This window comes from Bacillus sp. FSL R5-0286, assembly GCF_038593245.1.
Lineage (GTDB): Bacteria > Bacillota > Bacilli > Bacillales > Bacillaceae > Bacillus > Bacillus altitudinis.
The window spans coordinates 226,883-250,811 of record NZ_CP151977.1 but is presented as its reverse complement, the minus strand read 5'-3'; the positions used below and the strand labels follow the sequence as shown (position 1 = coordinate 250,811).

The 23,929-nt window shown below is 41.6% G+C and carries 27 protein-coding genes, 1 pseudogene and 1 riboswitch; of the genes and pseudogenes, 9 read left to right on the top strand and 19 right to left on the bottom strand.

From position 1 onward, the window contains the following. Positions 1–92: 92 nt before the first annotated feature. Positions 93–1,175, top strand: coding sequence for an iron-containing alcohol dehydrogenase family protein (locus NST24_RS01400; RefSeq protein WP_342462203.1), 1,083 nt, complete (start codon positions 93–95; stop codon positions 1,173–1,175). Between the two features lie 51 nt (positions 1,176–1,226). Here the strand turns inward: NST24_RS01400 and NST24_RS01395 are convergent, their stop codons facing one another. The 4 genes from NST24_RS01395 to NST24_RS01380 all read right to left on the bottom strand — a co-directional run bounded on the left by NST24_RS01395 (position 1,227) and on the right by NST24_RS01380 (position 4,065). Next, positions 1,227–2,054, bottom strand: coding sequence for an aldo/keto reductase (locus NST24_RS01395; protein ID WP_008343867.1), 828 nt, complete (start codon positions 2,052–2,054; stop codon positions 1,227–1,229). A 296-nt stretch (positions 2,055–2,350) separates the two neighbouring features. Continuing rightward, positions 2,351–2,767, bottom strand: coding sequence for a DUF5301 domain-containing protein (locus NST24_RS01390; protein WP_007498466.1), 417 nt, complete (start codon positions 2,765–2,767; stop codon positions 2,351–2,353). A 29-nt stretch (positions 2,768–2,796) separates the two neighbouring features. Then, complete coding sequence (locus tag NST24_RS01385) at positions 2,797–3,258, bottom strand: DUF523 domain-containing protein (RefSeq protein WP_342462202.1); 462 nt, start codon at positions 3,256–3,258, stop codon at positions 2,797–2,799. Positions 3,259–3,606: 348 nt separating this feature from the next. Next, positions 3,607–4,065 carry a MarR family transcriptional regulator gene (locus NST24_RS01380; protein ID WP_024719151.1) on the bottom strand — a complete coding sequence of 153 codons (459 nt, stop codon included), beginning with the start codon at positions 4,063–4,065 and terminating at the stop codon, positions 3,607–3,609. A gap of 207 nt (positions 4,066–4,272) precedes the next feature. Between NST24_RS01380 and NST24_RS01375 the strand changes: the two genes are divergently transcribed. Then, positions 4,273–5,040 carry a GNAT family N-acetyltransferase gene (locus NST24_RS01375; RefSeq protein ID WP_342462201.1) on the top strand — a complete coding sequence of 256 codons (768 nt, stop codon included), beginning with the start codon at positions 4,273–4,275 and terminating at the stop codon, positions 5,038–5,040. 39 nt (positions 5,041–5,079) lie between these two features. Here NST24_RS01375 and NST24_RS01370 read toward each other — a convergent pair whose 3' ends face one another. Continuing rightward, positions 5,080–5,535, bottom strand: a complete 456-nt coding sequence (locus tag NST24_RS01370) for a FixH family protein (protein WP_173407709.1) — start codon at positions 5,533–5,535, stop codon at positions 5,080–5,082. Between the two features lie 18 nt (positions 5,536–5,553). Continuing rightward, on the bottom strand, positions 5,554–6,918 hold the full coding sequence (locus NST24_RS01365; RefSeq protein WP_173407708.1) for a PepSY domain-containing protein: 1,365 nt from the start codon (positions 6,916–6,918) through the stop codon (positions 5,554–5,556). A 152-nt stretch (positions 6,919–7,070) separates the two neighbouring features. Here NST24_RS01365 and NST24_RS01360 point away from each other — a divergent pair, with 152 nt between their 5' ends. After that, positions 7,071–7,448: an enoyl-CoA hydratase gene (locus NST24_RS01360; protein ID WP_342462200.1), complete on the top strand. Its 378-nt coding sequence runs from the start codon at positions 7,071–7,073 to the stop codon at positions 7,446–7,448. Positions 7,449–7,501: 53 nt separating this feature from the next. On the opposite strand, the gene NST24_RS01355 is transcribed toward NST24_RS01360, so the two are convergent. Then, entirely contained in the window at positions 7,502–8,674 is a 1,173-nt protein-coding gene (locus tag NST24_RS01355; protein ID WP_045034654.1) for an MFS transporter, read from the bottom strand. A gap of 77 nt (positions 8,675–8,751) precedes the next feature. After that, positions 8,752–8,851, bottom strand: a riboswitch (purine riboswitch). A gap of 400 nt (positions 8,852–9,251) precedes the next feature. Between NST24_RS01355 and proS the strand changes: the two genes are divergently transcribed. After that, complete coding sequence (gene proS / locus NST24_RS01350; RefSeq protein ID WP_041091701.1) at positions 9,252–10,685, top strand: proline--tRNA ligase; 1,434 nt, start codon at positions 9,252–9,254, stop codon at positions 10,683–10,685. A 291-nt stretch (positions 10,686–10,976) separates the two neighbouring features. Next, complete coding sequence (locus tag NST24_RS01345; protein WP_164071373.1) at positions 10,977–11,153, top strand: hypothetical protein; 177 nt, start codon at positions 10,977–10,979, stop codon at positions 11,151–11,153. A gap of 52 nt (positions 11,154–11,205) precedes the next feature. Here NST24_RS01345 and NST24_RS01340 read toward each other — a convergent pair whose 3' ends face one another. The 10 genes and pseudogenes from NST24_RS01340 to NST24_RS01295 all read right to left on the bottom strand — a co-directional run bounded on the left by NST24_RS01340 (position 11,206) and on the right by NST24_RS01295 (position 16,727). After that, a complete protein-coding gene (locus NST24_RS01340; RefSeq protein WP_041508161.1) occupies positions 11,206–11,982 on the bottom strand; it encodes a sulfite exporter TauE/SafE family protein in 777 nt (258 codons plus the stop codon). 58 nt (positions 11,983–12,040) lie between these two features. Continuing rightward, positions 12,041–12,271 carry a sulfurtransferase TusA family protein gene (locus tag NST24_RS01335; protein WP_008343881.1) on the bottom strand — a complete coding sequence of 77 codons (231 nt, stop codon included), beginning with the start codon at positions 12,269–12,271 and terminating at the stop codon, positions 12,041–12,043. A 34-nt stretch (positions 12,272–12,305) separates the two neighbouring features. After that, a complete protein-coding gene (locus NST24_RS01330; protein WP_024719147.1) occupies positions 12,306–13,433 on the bottom strand; it encodes an MBL fold metallo-hydrolase in 1,128 nt (375 codons plus the stop codon). Positions 13,434–13,448: 15 nt separating this feature from the next. Then, positions 13,449–14,009 carry a sulfurtransferase TusA family protein gene (locus tag NST24_RS01325; RefSeq protein ID WP_327872066.1) on the bottom strand — a complete coding sequence of 187 codons (561 nt, stop codon included), beginning with the start codon at positions 14,007–14,009 and terminating at the stop codon, positions 13,449–13,451. Between the two features lie 52 nt (positions 14,010–14,061). Continuing rightward, positions 14,062–14,417 (bottom strand): annotated as a pseudogene (locus tag NST24_RS01320) (rhodanese-like domain-containing protein). A 14-nt stretch (positions 14,418–14,431) separates the two neighbouring features. Further along, complete coding sequence (locus tag NST24_RS01315; RefSeq protein WP_008343885.1) at positions 14,432–14,914, bottom strand: DsrE/DsrF/DrsH-like family protein; 483 nt, start codon at positions 14,912–14,914, stop codon at positions 14,432–14,434. A gap of 125 nt (positions 14,915–15,039) precedes the next feature. Next, positions 15,040–15,300: a metal-sensitive transcriptional regulator gene (locus NST24_RS01310; protein ID WP_003217059.1), complete on the bottom strand. Its 261-nt coding sequence runs from the start codon at positions 15,298–15,300 to the stop codon at positions 15,040–15,042. A gap of 122 nt (positions 15,301–15,422) precedes the next feature. Further along, positions 15,423–15,887, bottom strand: coding sequence for a DMT family transporter (locus NST24_RS01305; RefSeq protein WP_342462199.1), 465 nt, complete (start codon positions 15,885–15,887; stop codon positions 15,423–15,425). Positions 15,888–15,900: 13 nt separating this feature from the next. After that, positions 15,901–16,329, bottom strand: coding sequence for a DMT family transporter (locus tag NST24_RS01300; protein WP_096880923.1), 429 nt, complete (start codon positions 16,327–16,329; stop codon positions 15,901–15,903). Positions 16,330–16,412: 83 nt separating this feature from the next. Continuing rightward, positions 16,413–16,727 (bottom strand): metalloregulator ArsR/SmtB family transcription factor, encoded by a 315-nt coding sequence (locus NST24_RS01295; RefSeq protein WP_008343888.1) that lies wholly within the window; start codon positions 16,725–16,727, stop codon positions 16,413–16,415. 118 nt (positions 16,728–16,845) lie between these two features. Here NST24_RS01295 and NST24_RS01290 point away from each other — a divergent pair, with 118 nt between their 5' ends. Then, entirely contained in the window at positions 16,846–16,986 is a 141-nt protein-coding gene (locus NST24_RS01290) for a hypothetical protein (RefSeq protein ID WP_342462643.1), read from the top strand. 163 nt (positions 16,987–17,149) lie between these two features. Here the strand turns inward: NST24_RS01290 and NST24_RS01285 are convergent, their stop codons facing one another. Next, positions 17,150–17,986 carry a helix-turn-helix transcriptional regulator gene (locus NST24_RS01285; protein WP_039169343.1) on the bottom strand — a complete coding sequence of 279 codons (837 nt, stop codon included), beginning with the start codon at positions 17,984–17,986 and terminating at the stop codon, positions 17,150–17,152. Between the two features lie 103 nt (positions 17,987–18,089). Between NST24_RS01285 and fabF the strand changes: the two genes are divergently transcribed. Continuing rightward, positions 18,090–19,322 carry a beta-ketoacyl-ACP synthase II gene (gene fabF / locus NST24_RS01280; protein ID WP_256688955.1) on the top strand — a complete coding sequence of 411 codons (1,233 nt, stop codon included), beginning with the start codon at positions 18,090–18,092 and terminating at the stop codon, positions 19,320–19,322. Positions 19,323–19,670: 348 nt separating this feature from the next. Here fabF and NST24_RS01275 read toward each other — a convergent pair whose 3' ends face one another. Further along, positions 19,671–20,126 (bottom strand): hypothetical protein, encoded by a 456-nt coding sequence (locus tag NST24_RS01275; RefSeq protein ID WP_024719143.1) that lies wholly within the window; start codon positions 20,124–20,126, stop codon positions 19,671–19,673. Between the two features lie 608 nt (positions 20,127–20,734). Here NST24_RS01275 and NST24_RS01270 point away from each other — a divergent pair. Beyond that, positions 20,735–22,798 (top strand): thioredoxin domain-containing protein, encoded by a 2,064-nt coding sequence (locus tag NST24_RS01270; RefSeq protein ID WP_342462198.1) that lies wholly within the window; start codon positions 20,735–20,737, stop codon positions 22,796–22,798. A gap of 152 nt (positions 22,799–22,950) precedes the next feature. Next, positions 22,951–23,721 carry a SurA N-terminal domain-containing protein gene (locus tag NST24_RS01265; protein ID WP_008359353.1) on the top strand — a complete coding sequence of 257 codons (771 nt, stop codon included), beginning with the start codon at positions 22,951–22,953 and terminating at the stop codon, positions 23,719–23,721. Positions 23,722–23,929 lie beyond the last annotated feature (208 nt).

The window sequence follows — 23,929 nt, the reverse complement described above, 5'->3', positions numbered from 1 at the left end:
CTATGGTCTCATATTGTCCGATTATTTGACAGAACTTTCTGTAAAATGAGATGATTTAAGAACTATATGATTTCGTAAAGGAGCATAAGTCAATGATCCAACCAGAAGAGATCGTCAGAAGCGGTCCTAACCAGTTTATTTCTCAAAAGGGGATTTATCATGAAATCGAGTCACTTGTTACTCCCTTTCAGTCACCAGCTATAGTGACAGGATATGACTCATATCAAGCCTTTTCACAGTACACAAAGCTTCCATCCGAGTGGCCTGTTGTTCAGCATAAAGGTTACAGTTCACCAAATGCGATCACACGAATTGCGGAAGAACTCAAGAGTTCAGACGTGATCATCGGGATCGGTGGCGGCACGATTTTAGATACAGCGAAGTCTGTTGCCGACGCTCTCCAAATTGAAGTGATCATGGTGCCGACGATTCCTGGGACATGTGCGGCTTCTACACCGCTCAGCGTCATTTATGATGACAAGGGGAATTTCATGAGGGTCGACTATCATAAGCGGTCCAGCTATCTCACGTTAATTGATCATACTTTTTTGCTTTCATCTCCTCTTTCCTATCTCCAAAGCGGAATTGGGGATACGCTGGCAAAATGGTATGAAGCGGAAGCCATTATTCGTAACACAAAAAGCACTTTGCCGCTCATGGTACATGCTGCATTAAAGCAGGCAGTGTACGTTCGTGACATTCTTCTGACTCATAGTGAAGAAGCCGTTAGCAGTTTAAAAACAGGTCAGCTTTCTCAAGCCTTTGCAGATGTAACAGATACGATCATTACGTTAGCCGGAACAGTCGGCGGCTATGGAGGACGTTATGGCAGAATGGCAGGAGCCCATGCCGTTCATAATGGATTAACATTTATTGATGAAACACATCATGTGTTACATGGACAAAAAGTGGCCTATGGCATTCTCGTTCAGCTTGCCGCAGAAAACCGTATGACGGAAGTAGAAGAATTACTTGAGCTCTATCAAACACTCGGATTACCTAGAACGATGCGTGAGCTTGGCATCACAGCTCAGCTAGAGGAAGCAGCACATACAGTGGCAAACCATGCTGCACGTAAAGATGAAACCTTTTGTTTGATTGGAAACTATACGAAAGAGCAAATTGTCGACGCCATTCAAATCATTGAGACCTATCAGCCTCAAAAAACGGTCTGAACATACGGGCAAATAAAAAAGCACAGGCATCTCGCCCGTGCTTTCTTTCTATTAAAAATCGAAGTTGTCTGGGTCTGGACCCGTGCGCTCATCTTCATTGAGCTGATCAATGACACTCATTTCATGGGCGGACAACTCGAAATCAAATACGTTTGTGTTTTCGATGATTCGGCTCTTCGTCACAGATTTCGGAATGGTGATAATGCCATGCTGCAAGTCCCAGCGAAGAATGACTTGCGCCACTGACTTCTCATGTTTTTTCGCAATATCTTGAAGCACCGGATGGTTAAGAAGTTTCCCGCTGCCTAATGGCGACCATGCTTCTACATGAATGCCTTTTGCCTTGCAGTAGTCACGTAAAGGCTCCTGCGTCAGCTTCGGATGCAGCTCAATTTGATTGACCATTGGTACCACTTCTGCCTCTTCTAATAAATCTTCTAAATGGTGCTGATGGAAGTTACACACGCCAATGGCTTTCACGCGGCCATCCTTATACAGCTTTTCTAGCGCCTTCCACGTTTCTTTATATTTGCCTTCAACCGGCCAATGGATTAAATAAAGATCCAATACATCCAGACCAAGTTTGTTCATACTCGTTTCAAAGGCTTCAAGCGTTGACTCATATCCTTGATCACTATTCCACACTTTTGTCGTAATGAACAGATCATCGCGAGAGATGCCTGATTGCTGAATGGCTTTGCCAACACCTTCTTCATTTTGATAGGCCGCTGCTGTATCTATACTGCGATAGCCCGCTTCTAGTGCGTCTTTGACTGCATTCACAGCCTCATCCCCATCTTTTACTTGCCATACACCAAAGCCAAGCTTCGGCATTTTCACTCCGTTTGCTAATGTGACTGTATCTGTTAATCCACTCATCAAACAAACCTCCGCTTCATTTTTGCTTACCATGCACTATACCCGAATGTGCGAAAGATCATGCATGAAGATAAACCATTCATAGACTGAATGATCTCAGATAGTTGACAAAGGGCTAAAATGAACTTTATTTTAGCCCTTTGTCTTCTTTTCAGCGTGATAGAAAACCTTTGCAGTCTAGGAAGGACGAGTACTGGCGCGGAGCGAATTTGACATTCGTGAGCACCAGCACGCAGGACTGACAAAGAATGCGAGGGTTTGTCTACACGCTGAAACCATTCATAGACTGAATGATCTTATTTGATGTATTGTCCCATATCGACTTGATTTGCATCAACGATTTGGTATTCACTGATTCGGTTTTTTGTTTTAGAACCATCATACGTCTCTAAAAAGCTTTGGTCATAAAAAGTCAGACCATACATTTGCTTTTCGTTCTCGTACACTCTGATCCAATAAGATTCTTTTGAGGCTTTTTTAGCTTCGTTTATTTTCTTTAATTGAATACCCGAAAATTTCTTCAGCAGCTTTTGAATATCCTCTTTCTTATCCACCACAACGCGCTCATCATCATGCTCAATTTGAATGGAAGTCACTTTATCTTTATCAATCGAGACCACATCATCAAAAGCATATGTTTTGGCATTGATCATAAAATAAAGACCTATTCCGATGAAAATAACGACTACTAAACCAATGATCCACTTCTTCAACCTAACTCCTCCTTCAATTCACGCCATCCCTATACAAACAGCGAGGTCCAATCATCCTCCTCAGAGAATACTTGAATCCCATGCTGTTTCAGCAAGGCAGACGTCACACCGTCCCCACCCTTTGTCTTCCCGTTAAACTCTCCCCGATAGATCATCCGGCTTCCGCAAGAAGGGCTGTACTCTTTTAACACGACGGATGTTGCGCCAAGAGTCTGAACCTGCTTAAGCGTGTCTTTTGCACCATTTACATACATCTCTGTCACATCTGTTCCATGAACATCAACAACAGCAGCCTGTCCCCGTAAGACATCATGACCATCTCCACCAATAATTTCAGCGGGAGGTCTTGGTGTAGAGAAACCGCCAAGCAGCTCAGGGCAAACTGTTACCGCCTTTCCTTCCTGCACAAGCTCCTCGATACGTTGATCTAATCGATGGCTGCCATTATAACGGACCTTTAATCCCGCAAGACAAGCGCTAACAACGATCATGTATGTTCCTCATTTCTATGTATTGAACGTTTTTTGCTGACTTTAAAATAAATCCATAAAGGCAAACAGAGTATCGTGTACATCAGAAAGGGCAGAGCACAATACAAAACAGCCGCCCAAATGGACCCTTCAACTCCTGTCACTCCAAAAAAATAAACAAATAATAGCAAGCTGACAAACAATCCGACGAACGGCATGATAAAAATAGATTTTTTAAAATTCTCCATCATCTCTTTCACCAACACGGCTCCCTCCCTCAATCATCATCACGAATAACGTCAATATATGTTAATTTTACCATAAAAAAACCGAAAGCATCTAGTTTATAGAAAGCTTTCGGTCCGTTATTTATATCTTTTCCTTCCAAGCCTTTAAGAAGCGCTCAATAACCTGTAGCTCGTCTTCATTAAATTCATGGAGGAATTCTAAATAGGAGGAGACTGCCTGTTCATGAAGCTCATCATGCAGTGCCGCAAGCTGTGTGCCTTCCTCTGTCAGTGAATAATAGACGGATTTCTTGTCACCTTGCCGGTGGCAATAGTCGACCATGCCTTTTTCGATGAGCTTTTTCACAGCCTTTGTAATGGCTGGTTTTGATAGTTTTAGTTGTTGTGAAAGAAATGTATTATTGGATTCATTAGGGTTTGCTTGAATCATAGATAAAATATGAAGCTGTGTAAGTGTCCAATCTTGCTTGAGTGTATCAGTCGTGGTAATCAGTGGATCTGTTGGATCGTTCCGTTTCTTTTCCCTATGCATAATCAAATCTTGAATCGCTTTTAAGACAATCTGCTCGTTTGTTTCCATCTGAACCTCCACTCTTAACTGGTTAATAAAATGGTACTAATAATCAATAAAGGAGTCAAAAGAAATGTGGGGATGAGGAAAAGAATGGGTCATCAGACCTTATAAATAAGAGACCTTTTTTACTAGATTACAAGAGACCGCACAATTTCTTTTTCTTTGCTATTATTTATGATAGGTAACCCTCAATCAAAAAAAGAAGGTGAGAGAATGAAAACAGAGCAGCAAATGGCCATTCGCCAGTTAGAAGAAAAAATAAATTTGTTTTCTTCTGTTGTAAACGGATCGTTCCTATCAACGGAAGATTTCGTTCTATCAAACACGCATATATCAACTGACACGTTCAATTTGTTATTACCCATTTCAGCGCACATACAAGATCAACAAAAAGTGGAAGCTGCCATCGAACAAATGCAGCAACAGCAGCTAGCATTCAGCACATGGATCACTCAAAGCCTGCTTCACCCCGATTGGTCGAATATCATGCAGAAATATGGGCTTCAAGAAGTGGAACGCAATACCATCATGATGCTTGAACATACAAACGACATCGATCAAAGGACCTCTCAATCGCTTACGATCAAGGAAGTGACTGACGATCAAACCTTTCTCGATTATCAACATTTATTTATCGAACTTTTCGAAGGAACACCTGAGGCAATCACTTTAAACAGCTATTTCCAGCGCTTTTCGATTGAACGATTACACCCGAGTACCCGCATGTTCGTTGGATATGAACACAACAAACCGGTCACAACGGGCTTATTGATTGAAACAGCAGACAGCTACGGTATTTATGATGTCATCACAAAGGCAGAACACCGCGGAAGAGGACTTGGCAGTGACATGTTTCATTACCTTCTGACCCAAACAGATAACAAACAAAAGTGTGTGATGTTACAAGCCTCAAATGACGGCAAACATATCTATCAGCGTGCTGGATTTCAACCAATTGGAGAAATGGTGGTTTTTGAATGATTAAAAGGAGAGGTGTCATGTTCCTCTCCTTGATGTCTTTTAATGATGAGAATGGGTTTGTTTCTCTGTTTTCTGCTTGTCTTTTAATACTTTTTTCTCATCTTCTGTCAGCTGGCCCACAGTGATTCGTTTTGTTGGCATGATGTGCTGATCTGCCACTGTTACGTCTAACCGTATGTCATACAAACCATCCTCAGGAAACATGTAGTTTGCTGTATACACACCTTCCCCTTTCCATTTTGCTTTTACGGGCGTTTGACGGTCATCTCCATATTTCCATACACTTATTTTGATATCAGAGGATGCACGAATTGGCTGACTATTTTCTTTGATTACAAAACGAAATGCTTGCTCTTTTGGACTCGATATGTGACTTGGTATATTGGTGTTTACATGAATTACCGATGGTTTTTCGTAAAGCTCCTCCGTATTCGGATTAAGCTGGCAAGCCGTTAGGAACATTAAGAGGAAACCCAGTATCCAACTTTTTTTCATATGCTATTCCCCCTTATTCTATGCACCTAAAAATTGCTTCAGTCTCGGTAGTCGCTGTATGATGAATAAGTCCATCAGCAGCACAATAATGAGCGACAGACCGACAAGCGGAAAAATAATTCCTAACCCAACAAGAAGCAAGACGAACCACTTTAATCTGCCTTTAGCTGGCGCTTTCGGTGCGCCTAGCGAACCTTTTGGTTTTCGATTCAACCAAAGCAAAAATCCACTAATAACAACCCCCACAATCCCTACACATATGAGTAAACCAGCCAGCTGATTGACTAGACCAAACTCTGTTCCTTTATGTAATGTAATACCAAGGGCAATGGTTTTCCCCATCCAGCCATACTGAGCATAACGATAGTCTGCTAGAACCGCTCCTGTATATTGGTCGAGATGGACGGTCGCTTCATCTTTTGCCTTTGGCGGAAAGACCGACAATGTATAAACGCCATCTGCCGTTTGCGGAATATACACTTGATAAGCAGGATGCACCTTCTGTTCATTTGCAATGCGAACAACATCATCCATGGATAGCTTTAAAAAAGAGGACTGGTCAGAAGCAGGGACATCCATCTTCTCAGCCGCCCAAGGGACGTCAGCTACTTCCTCTGTTTTTACTTGTGATGTTGGTTTATCGCCCACCCAAACAGATGGCGGATATCCTTCACCTGTATTTGTTGCAAATTTTTGAAATTCATTTCCCCATAAACCAGACCATGGCAGACCCGTTAAGATGAGAAATAACATGCCTGCCGATACCCAAAAGGCTGGAACCACATGTAAGTCACGTATGAGCAGCCTTTTTCCTTTTGTCAAACGCGGCATGATCACACCACTGAAACGTTTTGGCATTCGTGGCCACCACAAATAAATGCCTGTCACGATGAGAACAATGCCCCAGCAGGCTGTCAGCTCAACGATTCGGTCACCAATTGTTCCTGCCATCAGTTCCCCGTGTATTTCCTCCACACGGTTCATAAACTTCGTTTCATCATTCATACGCCCTAACACTTGTCCTGTATAGGGATTCACATAGGCTGTATAGGTCTCCTCACCTTGTCTAAAACCGACTTCAGCTGAACGCGTTTTTCCTTCTCCCGGCTGATATCTCGTTAGCTCTGCATTCGGATAAGCTTCCTTAACCGCCTCAATCTGGTTTGTAGGAGCCAATTTTTCTCCTTCAGCTTTCACATGGTAAAGCTTATCGTACATCGATTCCTCAATCTGCGGCTTAAACAAATAAATAGCTCCAGTTACAGCAAGCAACACGAAGATAGGCATAAAAATCAACCCCGCATAAAAATGCCATCTCCACGCTATTTGATAAAAGGAAGCTGTACCTCTTGAACGATTCTTTCCCGTCTTCTTCAATCCCATTCCTCCTTGCACCTTTCTCTTTTCAGATTACTGATCAGTCGTACGACAAACAAGCTGGTTGCAAAGAGTAGATGTGAAGTAAGAACGAACAAAAATGAATGTACATTCATTCATTCCTTTGGTACATTTAAAAAAAGGAGCTGAAAAAACAGATGGTTCGACCAGGCGATCAATTTCAAACAAGCAAAACCTATACGCATGAAGATGTGATTCAATTTGGCGAGATGACAGGTGATCTTGGCAAACATCATACCGAGCTAGATGATCAAGGCAGGCTCATGGTACACGGCTTTCTCACAGCAAGTCTAGCCACGAAGCTTGGCGGTCAGTTTCATTTTATCGGTCAAGAGATGACATGTACCTTCATATGCCCTGTTTATACAGGTGACACCATTACCTGTCAGATGGCCGTCACCAAGGTAGAACTCCTTGAAAAATACCATCGTGTCCACCTTTTTTCCCGTTATATCAATCAGCATGGAGAAGAAGTCATCACTGGTAAAAGTAAAGGTGTGGTTTTCAAAAAATAAAAAGCTGCCTATGATCAGGCAGCTAACTAACACGAAAACGACCTTATTCACTTCTACTCAGCGTGATGCCCTCGATCCATATAAAGCGGCGGTCTCTTTAATGAAATCACTGCACAGCTAAAGGCAATCAGCACAAAAATAGCGCCGAATTTAGCCAAGTCAACGGATGAACCAGTCATTGTAAACATGACGCCGCCCACTGCTGATCCAATGGAAATCCCAATTTGCAAAGCGGATGTATTCAAACTCTGCTGAATATCAGACGTCACAGGGTCTGTTTGAATCAAATAGCTCTGCAAAGCAGGTGTCAGTGCCCAGCTAAGAGCACCCCATAGGACAACCATCACCATAAAGAGCATAAACACTCCCGCTGTATAAGGAAGGATAAACATCACAATGGCAAACGCGATTGTCACCAGCAAAATGGCTTTCCCTGAACCAAGCTTGTCACTAAGCCAGCCGCCAAATCCATTCCCACCAATCGACGCAAGCCCGAAGACCAAATAACAAATACTAATCCAAAACGGAGTCATATGCAGAACTTCCATCAGAAATGGCGTGAAATAAGAATACAGCATATAATGACCAGCAAGCATGAACAAACTAATCAAATGTGCACTGAAAATTTTCGGATGCCCTAAAGAACGAATTTGTTCTTTAAGCGGTGTGACTTTTTCAACAGGCATTTTCTCCAATAGAAAATAAATGAGTACCATGGATATAGCTGACAGAATACTGATTCCTAAAAACATCACTCTCCAGCCAAAGCTCTCTGTAATAAAAATACCGATCGGTACACCGAGAACAAGTGATGAGCTAATCCCAATAAAAATCAGACCTAATGCTTTCGCTCGATGCGCCGGTTCCACCAGCTTGGCGGTAATCGTCAATGATAACACCACAACAAGCGCTGTACTCATGGCAATCAAGACCCTAGAGATCATGACAAGGGCAAAGGTGGAACTAAAATATGTGAATACATTGCCTAATGTAAAGACCAATAATGCGATTAAATAAAGACGCTTTCGTTCGATTTTGGCTGTGACGGTCAGTAGCACCGGTGCTGAAATAGCATACACAATCGCAAATACCGTGATCAGCTGCCCAGCTGTCGCAAGAGACACATTGAGATCCTCTGCTAAACTTGGCAAAATGCCCCCGACCACAAGCTCAACTAATCCAACCGCAAAAGTAGAAACAGCTAATAAATAAACTCTCCAGTTCATGTCTAACATCCCTTCTCTATATCATGGCTTTCACTTTTGATACAGGGTGCAGACAAACAAAAAAACCCTGATTACAAAAAAGGAAAGCGCGCTTTTGTAATCAGGATTTATCGGATCCTGGTAGAAACCCTCAAACCATATTATTGAGGTTATACAAGTCTATTTTTTTCTTCAAATATATTAGCATAGCCTTCCATAACGTGCAAGCTGCAAAAACAGAAAATGTTTGCCAATGGCTCTTCGACATAAACGACCTCAGAAAGGCATGAAATGAACTTGCGGACCAACTTGCTTTCTCCCCCATTTACAGGTAAACTGATGAAAAATCAACGAACAAGAATCAACGTAGATCTGGAATAGTAGCTTGAATCGATCTTTACCAGAGAGGGAACGGTGCTGAGAAGTTCCTACTGACATCTTCAAGTGAACCTGCCGATTTAGTTCTGTTTCATACAGCGGTTCATACCGTTATCATGATCGAGTGTAAAGCTGTGCTTTAAATTAGGGTGGTACCACCAGGAATGGTCCCTAACTTAAAGCACAGCTTTTTTGTTTTTTTAAAAGGAGGAAAAAGACGATGTCAAAGAAACAATTTGTTGAGAAAATTACAAGCATGGAAGACGACTTTGCCCAGTGGTATACAGATGTTGTCACAAAGGCGCGTCTCGTCGATTATTCAAGCGTTAGAGGCAGTATGATTATTCAGCCATACGGTTTTAAAATTTGGGAGAATATTCGCGACGAACTTGATCGTCAAATCAAAGAAACGGGTCACGAGAATGTCTATATGCCGCTCTTTATCCCAGAAAGCCTTCTCCAGCAGGAAAAAGATCATATCGAAGGCTTTGCTCCTGAAGTGGCGTGGGTGACACATGGCGGTGATTCGGAATTACAAGAAAGACTCTGCGTCAGACCAACCTCTGAAGTGCTGTTCGCCGAGCATTATAAAAACATCATTCACTCCTATCGTGATTTACCGAAGCTATATAACCAATGGGCCAATGTCGTCCGCTGGGAAAAGACAACACGTCCATTCCTTAGAACCCTTGAATTCCTCTGGCAGGAAGGGCACACTTGTCACGAGACTGAGCAAGAAGCGATTGAAGAAACAGAAAAAATGCTACATGTCTATGCGTCTATTTGTGAAGAGCTTCTAGCGATCCCTGTCATTAAAGGAAGAAAAACAGAGAAAGAAAAATTCGCTGGCGCTCGCTTCACCTATACGGTTGAAAGCTTGATGCATGACGGAAAAGCCCTGCAAACCGCCACTTCTCACTTCTTCGGCAACGGATTTGCCAAGGCGTTTGGCATTGAATTTTTAAATCGAGAAGGAAAATTAGAGCATGTCCAGCAAACATCATGGGGCTTCACCACAAGAATCATTGGCGCTATGATCATGGTGCATGGCGATGACAGAGGGCTTGTCCTGCCGCCAAACATTGCGCCAACCCAAGTACGTGTTGTGCCAATTGCTTCCCATAAAGAAGGTGTCCTCGATCATGCCTATGAATTAAAGGATCGACTCGCCCGCATCGCACGCGCTGACATCGATGCAAGTGATAAACAGCCTGGCTGGAAATTCAACGAATGCGAAATGCAGGGCATCCCATTACGCGTAGAAGTAGGACCAAAGGATATGGAAAAAGGCCAGGTCATGCTCGCAAGACGAGACACTGGTGAAAAGCAAGCCGTCACATTAGATGCACTTGAACAAACCATCACGTCCACGCTTGAAGACATTCAACAGACGATGTACGAAAAAGCAAAAGAACGATTACATGAAAAAACATCAAACGCCCACACAATCGAAGACATCGAGCAGCTTCTTGCCGAAGAAAACAGGTTGATCAAAGCCATGTGGTGCGGTGATGAAGACTGTGAAAACGACATCAAAGAGAGAACAGGGGCGACATCACGCTGTATCCCGTTTGAACAAGAATCCGTTTCTGACACATGTGTCTGCTGCGGAAAGCCTGCATCTGATATGGTGTTCTGGGCGAAAGCCTATTAATCATACTTCAAATTGTTGACAAAGGGCTGAAATGAACTTTATTTTAGCCCTTTGTCTTCTTTTCAGCGTGACGGAAAGCCTTTGGACTCTTGCGGAGCGAAATTAAAAATCATGAGCGCCAGCATGCAAGGCTGACAAAGAATGCGAGGATTTGTCTATACGCTGAAGCATCTTATACGATGCTTCTTTTTTGTTAAAAAGAGCCAAATATCCATTGACCTCATTCACACAATCCCCTATAATTCATATTAATATAATCGGTTTTTAAGACTTTAACTGGAGTGGTGATCTATGAAGCGTTGGCTCTCAATTTTTAACGAACGCTGTCCAAAATGTAAAACAGCATTAGATGTCTCGAAGTCCAATGCCTTGCAAGGCAAAGTCGTGAAAACATGCCCCAATCTTCATTATCAAAAAGAGTACCACCCTGCACTTGAAACGTATATCGAGCACGATGACATAAAATAAAAAAGACCAACACATGGAAAAGAGCCCTTGCTCTCAGTTGTTGGTCTTTTTCTTATAATAAATCTACCCAGATTTTGATCGCTGTGGCTGTAATCATCACGGCAAGCGCCCATTGCAAATAAACGGCATTGATTTTCTGACCAATTTTCGCCCCAATTGGCGCGGCCATCAAACTGGCTACCATTAAGATAAGAGCAGGCAAGAACATGACTTGACCAGTCAGCACTTTCCCAGCCGATGCGCCGATCGCAGAGAGAAACGTAATCGCCAGAGACGACGCAATCGTCATCCGCACAGGGATTTTAAGAATCGATAGCATCACCGGCACTAAAATAAAGGCACCGCCTGCACCTAATACACCCGATACACTTCCGATCACAAAGGCAATACCAGCCGCCAGTCCTTTATGAAAGGTCACCTCTCCATCCGCTTCTGCCTGCTGACCTTTTTTCGGAACAAGCATTAAAATGACTGCGACAATGGCAAGCAGACCATAGACTACATTGATGCCTTTCTCTGGAAGGAAATGTGATAAATAGCTGCCTAATAAACTCCCTGCCAATATACTGCTCCCCATATATAAAATCAATGGTCGATGTAAAAATCCGCTTTTTCGATACGCCAGCACACCGCCGAGTGTCGAAAATAGTACTTGAATGGCACCAATCCCTGAAACCTCGTGAGCCGATAATGCCATCACTCCGACTAGAGGCGGGATATAAAGCAGCATGGGATAGTTGATCACCGATCCTCCTATTCCGACCATTCCTGATAAGAAGGAACCAATAAATCCGATGATAAATAAAGTAATGAAAAATGCAAAATCCACGCTGGTCTCCTCCTTTGCAAAAGGAAAAGGGGCTCCCTCATAGATACCCCTCTCCCCTTTAGGACCCTTTTCTCACCCAGAACTTCAGCACATGCCCTTCATCCGTCTGCGTGATCAATTCATGTCCGCTTGACTTAGCCCATGCAGCCAAATCAGCTTTGGCCCCTTTATCTGTTGCATGTATTTCTAATACTTGGCCTTCTGCCAAGTCGTTCATTTTTTTCTTCGTCCGAATAATCGGCATTGGGCATGCAAGCCCGGTTACGTCTAAAATGTGATCTGATGTCATCTGATCATCCCTCGCTTCTTTATTTTATTGAACATTATCGAATCGCACAACGGTTTGGACCAATTTCCATGTCTCGCTGCGCTTCCTCGTCTGGATGCAGCTTCCCCATATTGGTAGACCGAATGTCTTGATAAGCGTTTGGCTGTGCAGGTAGATGCTGCGTGACCATTTGTCTAAATACGTCTTCATCTTCAATGTTCAGCCCGTGATTTTCTTCAAACAAAGCGCCTAGCGCCTTCCAAACGCTTCCGTCTTCATTAAGCTCATCCACGATCATAAAATGTGCAGGCAGCACAATCAATTCTGCCGAAAGCGCCGTATATCGTGTATAAAGGGTTTCTCTCAAATCACCTACCCAGTCCTCCGCCATACCGGCTAGGTCAGGTCTTCCGATCGAATCAATGAACAAAATATCACCTGAAAGGAGATAACGGCCGTCTACGATAAAAGAGGTTGAACCAATCGTATGGCCCGGTGAATAAAGGGCATGAATCTCAATCTCCGTCGCTCCAATCGTCACACGCTGTCCTTCTTCAAGGTGATTGTAATCAAATGTCACCTCTTCGGCGTCTTTTGGCGGTAGCCAATAGATAGCACCAGTCTGTTCAGACAGCTTTTTCCCGCCAGATATATGGTCCGCATGAAGGTGCGTATCAAACACATGCGTCACCGTGACTTGATGTTTTTTAGCAAATTGCGTATAGACCTCCGTCATTCTAGCCGCATCAATAATCGCAGCTTCCCCATTCGACATGATCATATAGGACAAGCACCCCTTGCCCATTCGCACAAATTGGTACAACTCTCCACCGCCAGTTAAATCACCGATCTTCACTGGCTCTAAATGCTCACTCCATGCCTTCATGCCGCCTTGCAAATAATGGACCGTTCTGCCTGCCTCTGACAGCATCTCTGCCACCATAATAGAAGAGCCTTCTTTCGCACAAACGACCAGTACATCTAGGTCATCCGGTATGTTCTCCACCATATCCTCTACGCCATCAAGAAGCTCAAAGTAAGGCACATTTAAATATTCAACGGCTTTCCCTTCAATTTTCCAGTCCTGCACATCTGATTCGTTTCGTACATCCAACAAAAAGATCGGCTCTTTGTTGATGATCTTTTTTGTTAACTGTTCTGCTGTCATTGCTTTTACAGTCATTGGTTCATTCAGCTCCTATTTTTCAATCTCTCCTGTCCAGCTGTTCATGCCTGGCACTACATTGATCAATTGATGAAATCCTTTTTCTTTTAACTTTTGTGCGGCTAATTCACTTCTTCTGCCTGAATGACAGATGAGGTAAATGAGCGTCTCTCGGTTCAATTCTTCAGCACGTTGTTCCACCTCACCGAGAGGGATGTGAACAGCTCCTGGAATATGACCCGCTTCGTATTCATCTGGCTCTCGTACATCTAAAATAAACAATGACTGATCTTCTTTTACCTTCTGTTGAAACATGTTCAACGACATTTCCGAAATCATTGACTGCTCCTCCTCCTGTTTCGCTCCGCCTTTACGAATCAAATGATGAAGCACCTGTCCTTCTATTTTTGTTCCTAAAAATTCATGGCCGGCGCTTTTTGACCAAGCCGCTAAATCCGCTGTAGACCCTTTATCGGTTGCTTGCACTTCAAGCACATCTCCTGGCAAGAGCTCATTCATTTGTTTTTTCGTTTTGACAATGGGCATTGGGCATGCCAATCCTTTTGCATCTAGAATTGCTGTTGGTTGCTGCATTGTTTTTCCTCCTTTTATAGGGGTGGGGGTATATTTTAAAGCCTATTTATACCTATAATCGCCAAGCATTCATGCCACCCTTGATATTCGTAATGTGGGTAAATCCTTGTTTTTTTAACAATTTAGCCGCCTGCATACTTCTCATCCCGCTCTGGCAGATCACATACACTTCTTTGTCTTTCTCAAGCTCATGCGCTCGTTCCTTTAACTGGAATAAGGGGATATTTTGAAATCCTTTTATATGATTTGTTTGAACTCTAAAGGTGATCGCACGTCTATCAGCTGTTGATGCCGACTATGCAATTTAGGTTTCAGATGAGCTGCGTCCATTTGTTTCACACCCCGTACGGGAAGAAAACGGCTCACAAGCAAAGCGATCACAATAATGAGCAAAAGCATTTGAATCATGTATGGACACCCCCCTAGATAAATAAGTTCACATTCCCGATTTCTGCCTCTGCTAAATACGCTGCCACACCGGCATATTGAATGTCTGCTAGTAATTCATTCTCCTGTAGCCCTAAAAGATCCATCGTCATCGTACATGCCACGAGGTTGATCTCTTGTTCCTTTGCCATATCAATAAGCTGCGGCAGGGTCATGGCATTGTGTTTGTTGATCACATGCTTGATCATCTTCGGTCCCATTCCTGCAAAATTCATCTTTGACAGCCCCATTCGATCAGCGCCGCGCGGCATCATTTTGCCAAACATTTTTTCTAAAAATCCCTTCTTCAGTGGCACCATCTCTTCCTTACGCAAGGCATTCAGCCCCCAAAAAGTATGAAAAATAGTCACCTCGTGATCATAAGCTGCTGCGCCATTTGCAATAATGTAAGCGGCCATCGCTTTATCATAATCTCCACTAAATAAAACAATCGTCGTTCGTTTCTTTTGTTCTTCCATCATGCTCCTCCTAATACAAATTACCCGTGGGGGTATATAAAAATCAAAAAATATATACTCATACCAGTAAGGGTATATTATAACAAGTAAAAAAATTCGTCAACCTCCAAAGGCTGAGGAATTTCTTACCGGCTTTTCACCAAGAGCTCAACCGCTTCTTTGACAAGCCCCTCTGTATCCTTGCCCTGCTCAAGACTTTCACGGACACATTGCTCAAGATTTGTACTCACAATCACACCCATTGCACGATCAATGGCATTGCGTGATGCAGACAGCTGCGTCACCACCTCGCGGCAATCCTTTCCCTGCTCCATCATCGCAAGAACTCCTTTAATCTGCCCTTCAATCCGGCGAAGACGATTCTTCATCTGCTGATTATACTCCACGTTTAACACTCCTTTCTCTTTTCCCTATGATCAGATAGTATACCCTGATAGGTATTTAGTCAAACATGATGAATCAGTATAAAAGAGCTGCTGAGAGCAAATGTCGCAGCAGCACGTTCTCTTTAAGCACTCGCTTCCTCTCGAGAGCGCTTATTTCCTTTGTAAATAAAATAAAGAGCGATCAGCATAAAGAACAATGCCAATAAGCGTTTGAGATCAAGTGAAATCACCAAGCTATGGAACCAGCCAAAATGATCAATGACCATTCCAATGACAAGCTGCCCAGCAATCCCCGCAATATTCGCAGCAATGACACCGATTTTCGGAACAGCAATCACTGTCAGAATTAAATAAGCCGTTCCAAGAAAAGCCGCACTCAACTGCCAATTTGGTGCATGCAAGAGATTCAACAGATGGCCGCTCCCAAAGAATAAAATCAGAATGGTCAAAAACATCGTACCCGTTAAAAAGGTCAAAAAGGTCGTTTCAATCGTACCCGCTCTCCTGCTAAACGTACCGTTTATGGAAGATTGCGCACTTAACGTAATGCCTCCGATTAAAGTAAATATAATTAACAATAATGCCATATCGGCTTTCCTCCTAATGAATAAGAATAAGGGCAATGATCATTGAAATGACCGCAAATATCTTCTCTTTGTTTACTCTCGTTCTCTGACTCCCAAGCCAGCCAAAATGCTCAATCACCATACTCATCAGCAGCTGACCAATAATGACAGCGACCATCGTTACCCCCACACCAACGAATGGAACACTCACCACAATAGACGTTAAATACACAACCCCCATCGCTCCGCCAAGTAGCGACCATTTTGGTGCCTTCAACGTATAGGAAAGGTCACCTTTGCCAAAAAAGAGCCACAATAGCCCCATAATAATTGAACCGACAAAAAAGTTATAAAAACTCGTTTCTAACTGTCCGATCGACTTCCCAAGCTCCGCATAGATGGCTCCTTCAAAACTAAGTGCCGCACCCGCTAATAGTGCAAGCACATAAAAAATTAAACGCATCATTAAATCTCCTTTGATTCATATATTTATATATCTAGATAAACAGATATATAGAATAGAAAAAAACAGAAATCACACATCCTTTAGATCTCTGTTTTCATATATTGTCCGATCTGTTGGATAAATTCTTCATTTCGTCTATAGTATGTCCATTGTCCATGCCGTACCGATTCAAGCAGACCAGCCTTTTGCATCAAATGTAAGTAGCTAGAGACCGTTGATTGAGAAATTTGCGCCTTTTCTTGAATATCCCCAACACAAACGCCCCCCTTATAACTAACCTCCTTCGGTAAATGAGCGCCTTGCTTAGGAAAATGCTTCTCTGGTTCCTTGAGCCACTTTAAAATATTCAACCTTGTTTCATTCGATAATGCCTTAAACACATCAATAGGTTCCATGGCAGACATTGTATATCTAGAAATACCGATATGTCAAGCCATTGCATATTCACCTCTAAATTGGTAAAAAGGAAATAATCAACGCTATAAGGAATATTTCAAGGAAAGAGGGCAACCCATGACTTTACAGCATTATATTGGATCAAACAAAGAACTGCCGCTTGGTACCATTGGTCAAAATCCTACCTATAAACCATTCTCTGAACTCACCTCAGCCAAAAACAATGAGTATTTTAAAAGAACATACAGATGCTATTGAGATGTATAAACACCATTTACCAGAAAAGATATAGGCTTGGGGGCAAGAAGCCTCAACGTGAAACTAAACCGGTGCTCATCAGCATCGGTTATGCCCACTTCTCACTGACAGCATAGGATCTCTTTTATATTTAATGGCCATAATAACCTCATCCAAACGAAACCTACCCTTCAATTAAACGTTTTAACTTAAGCTCCGTTTCAGTATCCTCAACTGGAGTATAGACACTGCATCTTAAATCAGTATCCCCATACACTTGTAATGAAGTGAGATTAAACAACATTTTCCCTACCTTAGCATGACGAAATTCAATTAATACTTCAGGTGCATAACTGATCTCATTTTCATTCCATATTTTACGAAACTCAGGATATGCCTGCTCCATTTCTTCTATAAATTGCTCATACCAGTCATCCGCCACATACTGTCCATAATACGTTCTAAATATGGCGATATATCCTCTTACAAAATGCTCCCAATTCACGGCTAAACTTTTAAATTCCTTTCTTGCGAATAGTAAGCGGATGATATTTCTTTCTGCCGGGATGATTTGTTCAAAGTCCAAAAATACATTAGCTGCTGCTTGATTCCACCCAACAATCTGACTTCTTCTATCAGATACAATCGTTGGGCAATAACGAAGTTCCTGCAAAATTTTCACTAAAGCCGGACTGATTTCCTTCTCATTCTCAATGATATAGGATTGTTTCACACCTTCCTCTAACGCTAAAGCGTACAAATATCTCCTTTCATCGTTATTTAATTGTAATGCACTAGAAATCGCATCTAATACCGAAGTAGATACTTTTATATCTCTGCCTTGCTCTAACCATGTATACCAAGTAAGACTCACACCGGCTAGTTGAGCTACTTCTTCTCTTCTGAGCCCTGGTGTTCTTCTGCGGGTTCCTACAGGTAAACCAACCATTTGAGGCGTGATTTTTGAACGTTGGTTTTTTAGAAATTCTGATAATGCTTGAAGTCTTGTTTCAGGTTTCAATATGATCACCCTTTAAAATATTATTCATTATACTAGGATAAACAACAACTTGTAATAGGATAACACAATGGCTAAAGTTAATAAAAACAAGGAGGGAATGATCATGAAAAGAGTTGTCATTACTGGAATGGGAGTTATTTCTCCACTTGGAAATGATATAGATAGCTTTTGGAATCAACTAGTTCAAGGACAATCGGGAATATCTCTCATTGATTCTTTTGATACGACTGATTATAAAACAAAAATAGCTGGAATCGTTCGTGATTTCGATGCAGATGAAGTATTAGGGAGAAAAGAAGCAAAACGATTAGATCGTTTTAGTCAGTTTGCCTTAGCAGCAGCCGAACAAGCATTAGAACATTCGCAATTACAGTTAGATCAAGTAGATCTTGAACGTTTAGGCGTATATGTTGGTTCAGGAATCGGGGGCATACAATCGCTTGTTGATCAGGTGAATGTATTAGATAAACGAGGTCCATCGAGAGTAAGCCCTAGCCTTGTCCCCATGATGATTTCAAATGCAGCTGCGGCCCAAATCAGCATTAAATTAGGCGCACAAGGGCCATCATTGTCACCAGTCACAGCTTGTTCTATCGGTAACACTTCTATTGGTGAAGCTTTCAATGCGATCCGAAATGATGAAGCAGATATTATATTTGCCGGTGGAGCAGAAGCTGCCGTCAACCAGATATCTTTGGCTAGTTTTGGAAACGCACATGCACTATCTACTAGAAACCAAGACCCAAGTCGAGCCAGCCGTCCATTCGATACAGATAGAGATGGCTTTGTTATGAGTGAAGGCGCAGGTATCTTAGTATTAGAATCATTAGACAACGCAATTCTTAGAGATGCGCCGATATTATGTGAAGTAGTGGGATACGGGGCTAGTTCAGATGCACATCATATGGTCGCTTCACACCCAGAAGGTAGGGGTGCCTACTTAGCCATGAAGAAAGCATTGAGAAGTGCAGATATATCAACAAGTGAAATCGATGTTATTAGTGCTCATGCAACAAGTACACAAGTAGGTGATCGTTCAGAAGTTCTAGCCATTAAGAAATTATTTGGTGATCGTTCAGGCGAAATTCCAACAACTGCGAACAAGTCAATGACTGGGCACATGTTTGGTGCTGCAGGCGGAGTAGAAGCGATTGCTTTAGTGGAAAGTTTGAGACGAGGAATGATTCCGCCAACTATTAATGTAGAGAAACAAGATCCAGATTGCAATTTAGATGTTGTATTAGAAGCGAGACAGCTTCCATTGAAATATGGGCTATCCAATTCTTTTGGTTTTGGAGGACATAATTCAGCCATCGTGTTAAAACATTACGATTGAAGTAGTAAAAAGAATACAATGAATTGATCAAGGGTTTATAGCCCTTGATTTTTCATGATGGGAATACCTCACAGACACTTGATCACGGACCTCAGCTATCTGATATATTAATTATATTCCTGTTTAGACGGTTTTGAGGATGAAGATAAGGATGAGAGTTTGGATTTAGTTATTAATTTCAAGACTCAACAATTTGGGAAACATTTAAAGTTCAAATCTTCTATTGGAACACAAACAATACATCTTAATTAAGAAATAAATGAGAACGCCCGTAACATTTTAAAGGAAACTATCTTATTAGCCTCCTTCCTTTTATATCAATACACTATTATTGAATACTAAATAGCCTTAATCCCATTTTTCCATATGTACTTTTAATTCTGGTATACTTAATATCCTTTGTATCTCTGTATCATTTTCCGTATCTATATAACTTTCTTCTTCATGAGAAGATGTAACCAGCCATTCTTCTCCATTTTTGAAGAAGGACAAGTCTTCTGGTAAATTTGGTTGCTCCCATTCATATAAAGAATTTGCGAATTCTTTTAGAATACTCTTCGCATTTTCATCTGTATAATAGTAATAAACTTTTGCTGTATTGTTAAATAGCATTGTGCTAGCCCATTCTGATTGTTCTTTCATCTCTTTCAATGAACTTTCAAGTTTTTTTAGGAAGGGATCAAAAGATTTTAAAGATCCCATATCTTTTCTTAAAACTAAATGAAACTCATCACAAATTTCGAAAGCCAAATCAATTAATTTGGAGTACTGCTCACCTTTTGGATTTTGATCAATAACTAACATATTTACACCTTCTCATATACCCATTTTTTAGATTTTTTGAATGTATGTTCTTTCATGCTTCTTAAACTCAGATTATGCAACATAAGTAACTCCTGTAATAGTCACCGCTAGACCTATTGAAATTAAATGTGCTAAGAGTGCTTCTCCACCAAACGAAGAGATTACTAGAATGAATAGTATATATTTATTTCCAACACCACTTTTAACACATATTTTCATAAAAACACAAAGCTATTATAACAGCTTGTTATTAATGATTAAATACACACAAGATAAATATAGTAATAAATTCCATTTAAAAGGCGTTAATATAGGTTTTCATAATTAATGAAGCGAATAAAAGAATTGAAAACAAATCTATCGAAAGTCAAAATTTCCACAGCAGTCCCTATAAATCTTTGACCTAATTATAGTTTTTTGATTTTTGCTCAGTTTCAAAATTTTAGAAAATAAAGAACTATCGGTTATTATCCTACGTAACTTTGTTGAAGTAGTACTATCTAAATTCAAATGAAATTCCTTAAGCCCATCATCCTTTACACTCAAAAAGATTTGATCAATTATTTTATTTACTCATCTGATAAATAAATATGAAAGGAGGAGATTCCATGTCTACTAACAATAAACCCAACAGATTAATCACTGAAAAATCTCCATATCTTCTCCAACACTCCCATAACCCAGTTAACTGGTATCCATGGGGAAAAGAAGCATTTGATAAAGCAAAAAAAGAAAACAAGCCTTTGCTGGTAAGCATTGGCTATGCCACTTGCCACTGGTGCCACGTCATGGCACACGAAAGCTTTGAAGATCAACAAGTCGCCGACATCCTAAACGAGCATTTCATTTCAATCAAAGTCGATCGTGAGGAGCGTCCAGACATTGACTCGATGTATATGTCCGTTTGTCAGATGATGACTGGGCAAGGCGGCTGGCCGCTCAACGTGTTTGTCACGCCTGATCAAAAGCCGTTTTATGCGGGGACTTATTTTCCAAAAAGAAGTGCTTACGGCCGTCCTGGCTTCATTGATGCACTGACGCAATTGCTGGATGCGTATCACAACGACCGAGATCATATTGAATCATTGGCAGAAAAGGCAACAAATAATTTGCGGATCAAGGCAGCAGGGCAGACAGAAAATACGCTCACTCAGGAGTCGATTCACAAAGCCTATTATCAGCTCATGAGCAGCTTTGATACGCTGTATGGCGGCTTCGGTTCTGCGCCTAAATTTCCTGCGCCTCATATGCTCACGTTTCTCATGCGCTATTTTGAATGGACAGGGCAAGAAAATGCGTTATATGCTGTCACAAAAACGTTAAACGGTATGGCAAACGGCGGTATTTATGATCATATTGGTTCTGGATTTACTCGGTATTCAACCGATGAAAAATGGCTTGTGCCGCATTTTGAAAAGATGCTGTATGATAACGCCTTGCTAATAAATGCCTACACCGAAGCCTATCAAATCACTCAACACCCTGAGTACGAAAAGCTTGTCCAAGACCTCATTCAATTTATCAAACGAGACATGATGAATCGTGATGGCTCTTTTTATTCGGCAATCGATGCCGATTCAGAAGGAAAGGAAGGGCAATATTACGTTTGGACAAAAAAGGAGATCATGACCCATTTAGGCGATGACCTCGGCACTTTATTTTGTGCGGTCTACCACATCACAGAGGAAGGGAACTTTGAAGGACAGAACATCCCTCATACTATTTCCACCTCATTTGATGACATCAAAGCAGCTTTTTCAATCGACGACAAAACCCTTCATTCCAAACTGCAATCCGCTCGACACATCTTACTCACTGTAAGACAGCAGCGGCCTGCACCGCTAATCGATGACAAGGTACTCACCTCGTGGAATGCGCTGATGATTTCCGCACTTGCCAAAGCAGGGAGTGTCTTTCATGAAAAAGAGGCCATACGCATGGCAAAACAGGCGATGTCTTTTCTCGAAACACACCTCATCCAACAGGGACGCCTCATGGTCCGCTTCAGAGAAGGGGACGTAAAGCATCTAGGCTTTATCGAGGATTATGCGCACATGCTCACAGCGTATATGTCTTTATACGAAGCGACCTTTGACCTAGATTGGCTGACAAAAGCAAGAGCCGTTGCTGAAAATATGTTTGAACTGTTTTGGGATGAGCAAATCGGGGGCTTTTTCTTCTCAGGCTCAGATGCAGAAGCGCTTATCGTTCGTGAAAAAGAAGTATACGACGGGGCCATGCCGTCTGGTAACAGTACTGCACTCCAACAGCTTCTGAAACTAAGCAGAATGATCGGACGTCAAGACTGGATCGAAACACTAGAGAAGATGTTCAGCGCCTTTTACGTCGATGTCTCTTCCTATCCAAGCGGACATACCGCCTTTTTACAAGGACTATTAAGCCAATATGCCGTAAAACGAGAAATCATTATTCTCGGGAAAAAGGGCGATCCGCAAAAAGAACAGCTTCTACAAGCATTGCAAAAACGATTCATGCCATTTGATCTCATTTTAACTGCCGAAACAGGGCAAGAATTAGCAAGGCTCGCACCTTTTGCAAAAGATTACAAAACGATCAACGACAGCACGACGGTCTATATTTGTGAAAACTACAGCTGCCGCCAGCCGATCACCAATCTCGACGAAGCGATGGAACAATTATTCCAAACTTGAGCTGTCATATGATGACTATGAGAAGACAAAATGAGGACAAACAGATAAAAAAAATGTCAATCCGCTAACAATTCGTCTATACGGTTTTATTTTTCCTCTAAAACGGATAGAATGCGCACTAGATGTTCTCATACCGAAGGGAGAGAAAATAATTGAAAAAAGTATCATATACACTCATTGCTTGTCTGTTATCAGTGGGGCTTGCAGCCTGCTCATCAAACGATGCGAAACAGGATAAGCAAAACGATTCAGCCAAAAGCAAGGAAACAACACAGGCTGACCAAAAAGAGCAGCAAAAGCAAATGGAAGAGATGCAAAAGAAATTAGACGCACAAAAAATTGATGATCAAAAGGTCGTTGCGACCGTCAACAAAGATAAAATCACAGGCAGTGAATACAATAGCGCTCTATCGACCATTCAAGGTCAACTTCAGCAGTCAGGACAAGACCCAACATCTAAAGAAGGCGCTAAAGCTGTCAAGAAGCAAACCATTGATGCGCTCGTAGGTCAAGAGCTCATCCTGCAAGATGCTGAGAAGAAGGGCTATAAAGCCTCTGACAAGCAAGTCGATAAGCAGCTAAAAGAAGAAAAGAAACAATTTAAAGACAATGCTCAATTTGAAGAAGCACTCAAAAAGAGCGGACTGACAATGGATCAGCTGAAAAGTGATATTGCCGACAGCATCAAATACAGCCAATATGTCGACAAAGAAATTAAATCAGCCTCTGTGTCTGAAAAAGACGTCAAAGCGTACTATGACCAATACGCCGAACAAATGAAAAAGCAAAAACAAAAAGCACCTGATTTCAAAGACGTCAAATCACAAATCAAGAAGCAGTTAGAATCTCAAGAAAAGCAAAAAGAAGTACAAAAAGAAATTGATCAACTAAAGAAATCTGCAAAAATTGATGTATCAATTTAACCACTATTAAAAATCCGCCATTGTGCGGATTTTTTTCATCACTTCACGAACTGTTTTTCCAAAATAATGACAAAAGCCTCATCATAAACATCTTCTCCATCCGATATGATGGGAGTACAAAAGAAAGCGTTATCAATTCTTTTGTCTCTGAAAAAGTACAAGATCAAAGACAGACCTCGTACTTTTGTTTCAGTCATATCTACAAGAG

Bases quoted from the DNA above. Each gene is read 5' to 3' on its own strand.
- NST24_RS01400 (WP_342462203.1), top strand. From the start codon at position 93: ATGATCCAACCAGAAGAGATCGTCAGAAGCGGTCCTAACCAGTTTATT.
- proS (WP_041091701.1), top strand. From the start codon at position 9,252: ATGTCAAAGAAACAATTTGTTGAGAAAATTACAAGCATGGAAGACGAC.
- NST24_RS01290 (WP_342462643.1), top strand. From the start codon at position 16,846: ATGACTTTACAGCATTATATTGGATCAAACAAAGAACTGCCGCTTGGT.
- NST24_RS01270 (WP_342462198.1), top strand. From the start codon at position 20,735: ATGTCTACTAACAATAAACCCAACAGATTAATCACTGAAAAATCTCCA.
- NST24_RS01365 (WP_173407708.1), bottom strand. From the start codon at position 6,918: ATGGGATTGAAGAAGACGGGAAAGAATCGTTCAAGAGGTACAGCTTCC.
- NST24_RS01315 (WP_008343885.1), bottom strand. From the start codon at position 14,914: ATGGAAGAACAAAAGAAACGAACGACGATTGTTTTATTTAGTGGAGAT.
- NST24_RS01360 (WP_342462200.1), top strand. From the start codon at position 7,071: ATGGTTCGACCAGGCGATCAATTTCAAACAAGCAAAACCTATACGCAT.
- NST24_RS01305 (WP_342462199.1), bottom strand. From the start codon at position 15,887: ATGGCATTATTGTTAATTATATTTACTTTAATCGGAGGCATTACGTTA.
- NST24_RS01370 (WP_173407709.1), bottom strand. From the start codon at position 5,535: ATGAAAAAAAGTTGGATACTGGGTTTCCTCTTAATGTTCCTAACGGCT.
- NST24_RS01300 (WP_096880923.1), bottom strand. From the start codon at position 16,329: ATGCGTTTAATTTTTTATGTGCTTGCACTATTAGCGGGTGCGGCACTT.
- NST24_RS01355 (WP_045034654.1), bottom strand. From the start codon at position 8,674: ATGAACTGGAGAGTTTATTTATTAGCTGTTTCTACTTTTGCGGTTGGA.
- NST24_RS01275 (WP_024719143.1), bottom strand. From the start codon at position 20,126: ATGTTAGTTATTGATCAAAATCCAAAAGGTGAGCAGTACTCCAAATTA.
- NST24_RS01330 (WP_024719147.1), bottom strand. From the start codon at position 13,433: ATGACTGTAAAAGCAATGACAGCAGAACAGTTAACAAAAAAGATCATC.
- NST24_RS01295 (WP_008343888.1), bottom strand. From the start codon at position 16,727: ATGGAACCTATTGATGTGTTTAAGGCATTATCGAATGAAACAAGGTTG.
- NST24_RS01380 (WP_024719151.1), bottom strand. From the start codon at position 4,065: ATGGAAACAAACGAGCAGATTGTCTTAAAAGCGATTCAAGATTTGATT.
- fabF (WP_256688955.1), top strand. From the start codon at position 18,090: ATGAAAAGAGTTGTCATTACTGGAATGGGAGTTATTTCTCCACTTGGA.
- NST24_RS01395 (WP_008343867.1), bottom strand. From the start codon at position 2,054: ATGAGTGGATTAACAGATACAGTCACATTAGCAAACGGAGTGAAAATG.
- NST24_RS01375 (WP_342462201.1), top strand. From the start codon at position 4,273: ATGAAAACAGAGCAGCAAATGGCCATTCGCCAGTTAGAAGAAAAAATA.
- NST24_RS01345 (WP_164071373.1), top strand. From the start codon at position 10,977: ATGAAGCGTTGGCTCTCAATTTTTAACGAACGCTGTCCAAAATGTAAA.
- NST24_RS01385 (WP_342462202.1), bottom strand. From the start codon at position 3,258: ATGATCGTTGTTAGCGCTTGTCTTGCGGGATTAAAGGTCCGTTATAAT.
- NST24_RS01335 (WP_008343881.1), bottom strand. From the start codon at position 12,271: ATGACATCAGATCACATTTTAGACGTAACCGGGCTTGCATGCCCAATG.
- NST24_RS01325 (WP_327872066.1), bottom strand. From the start codon at position 14,009: ATGCAGCAACCAACAGCAATTCTAGATGCAAAAGGATTGGCATGCCCA.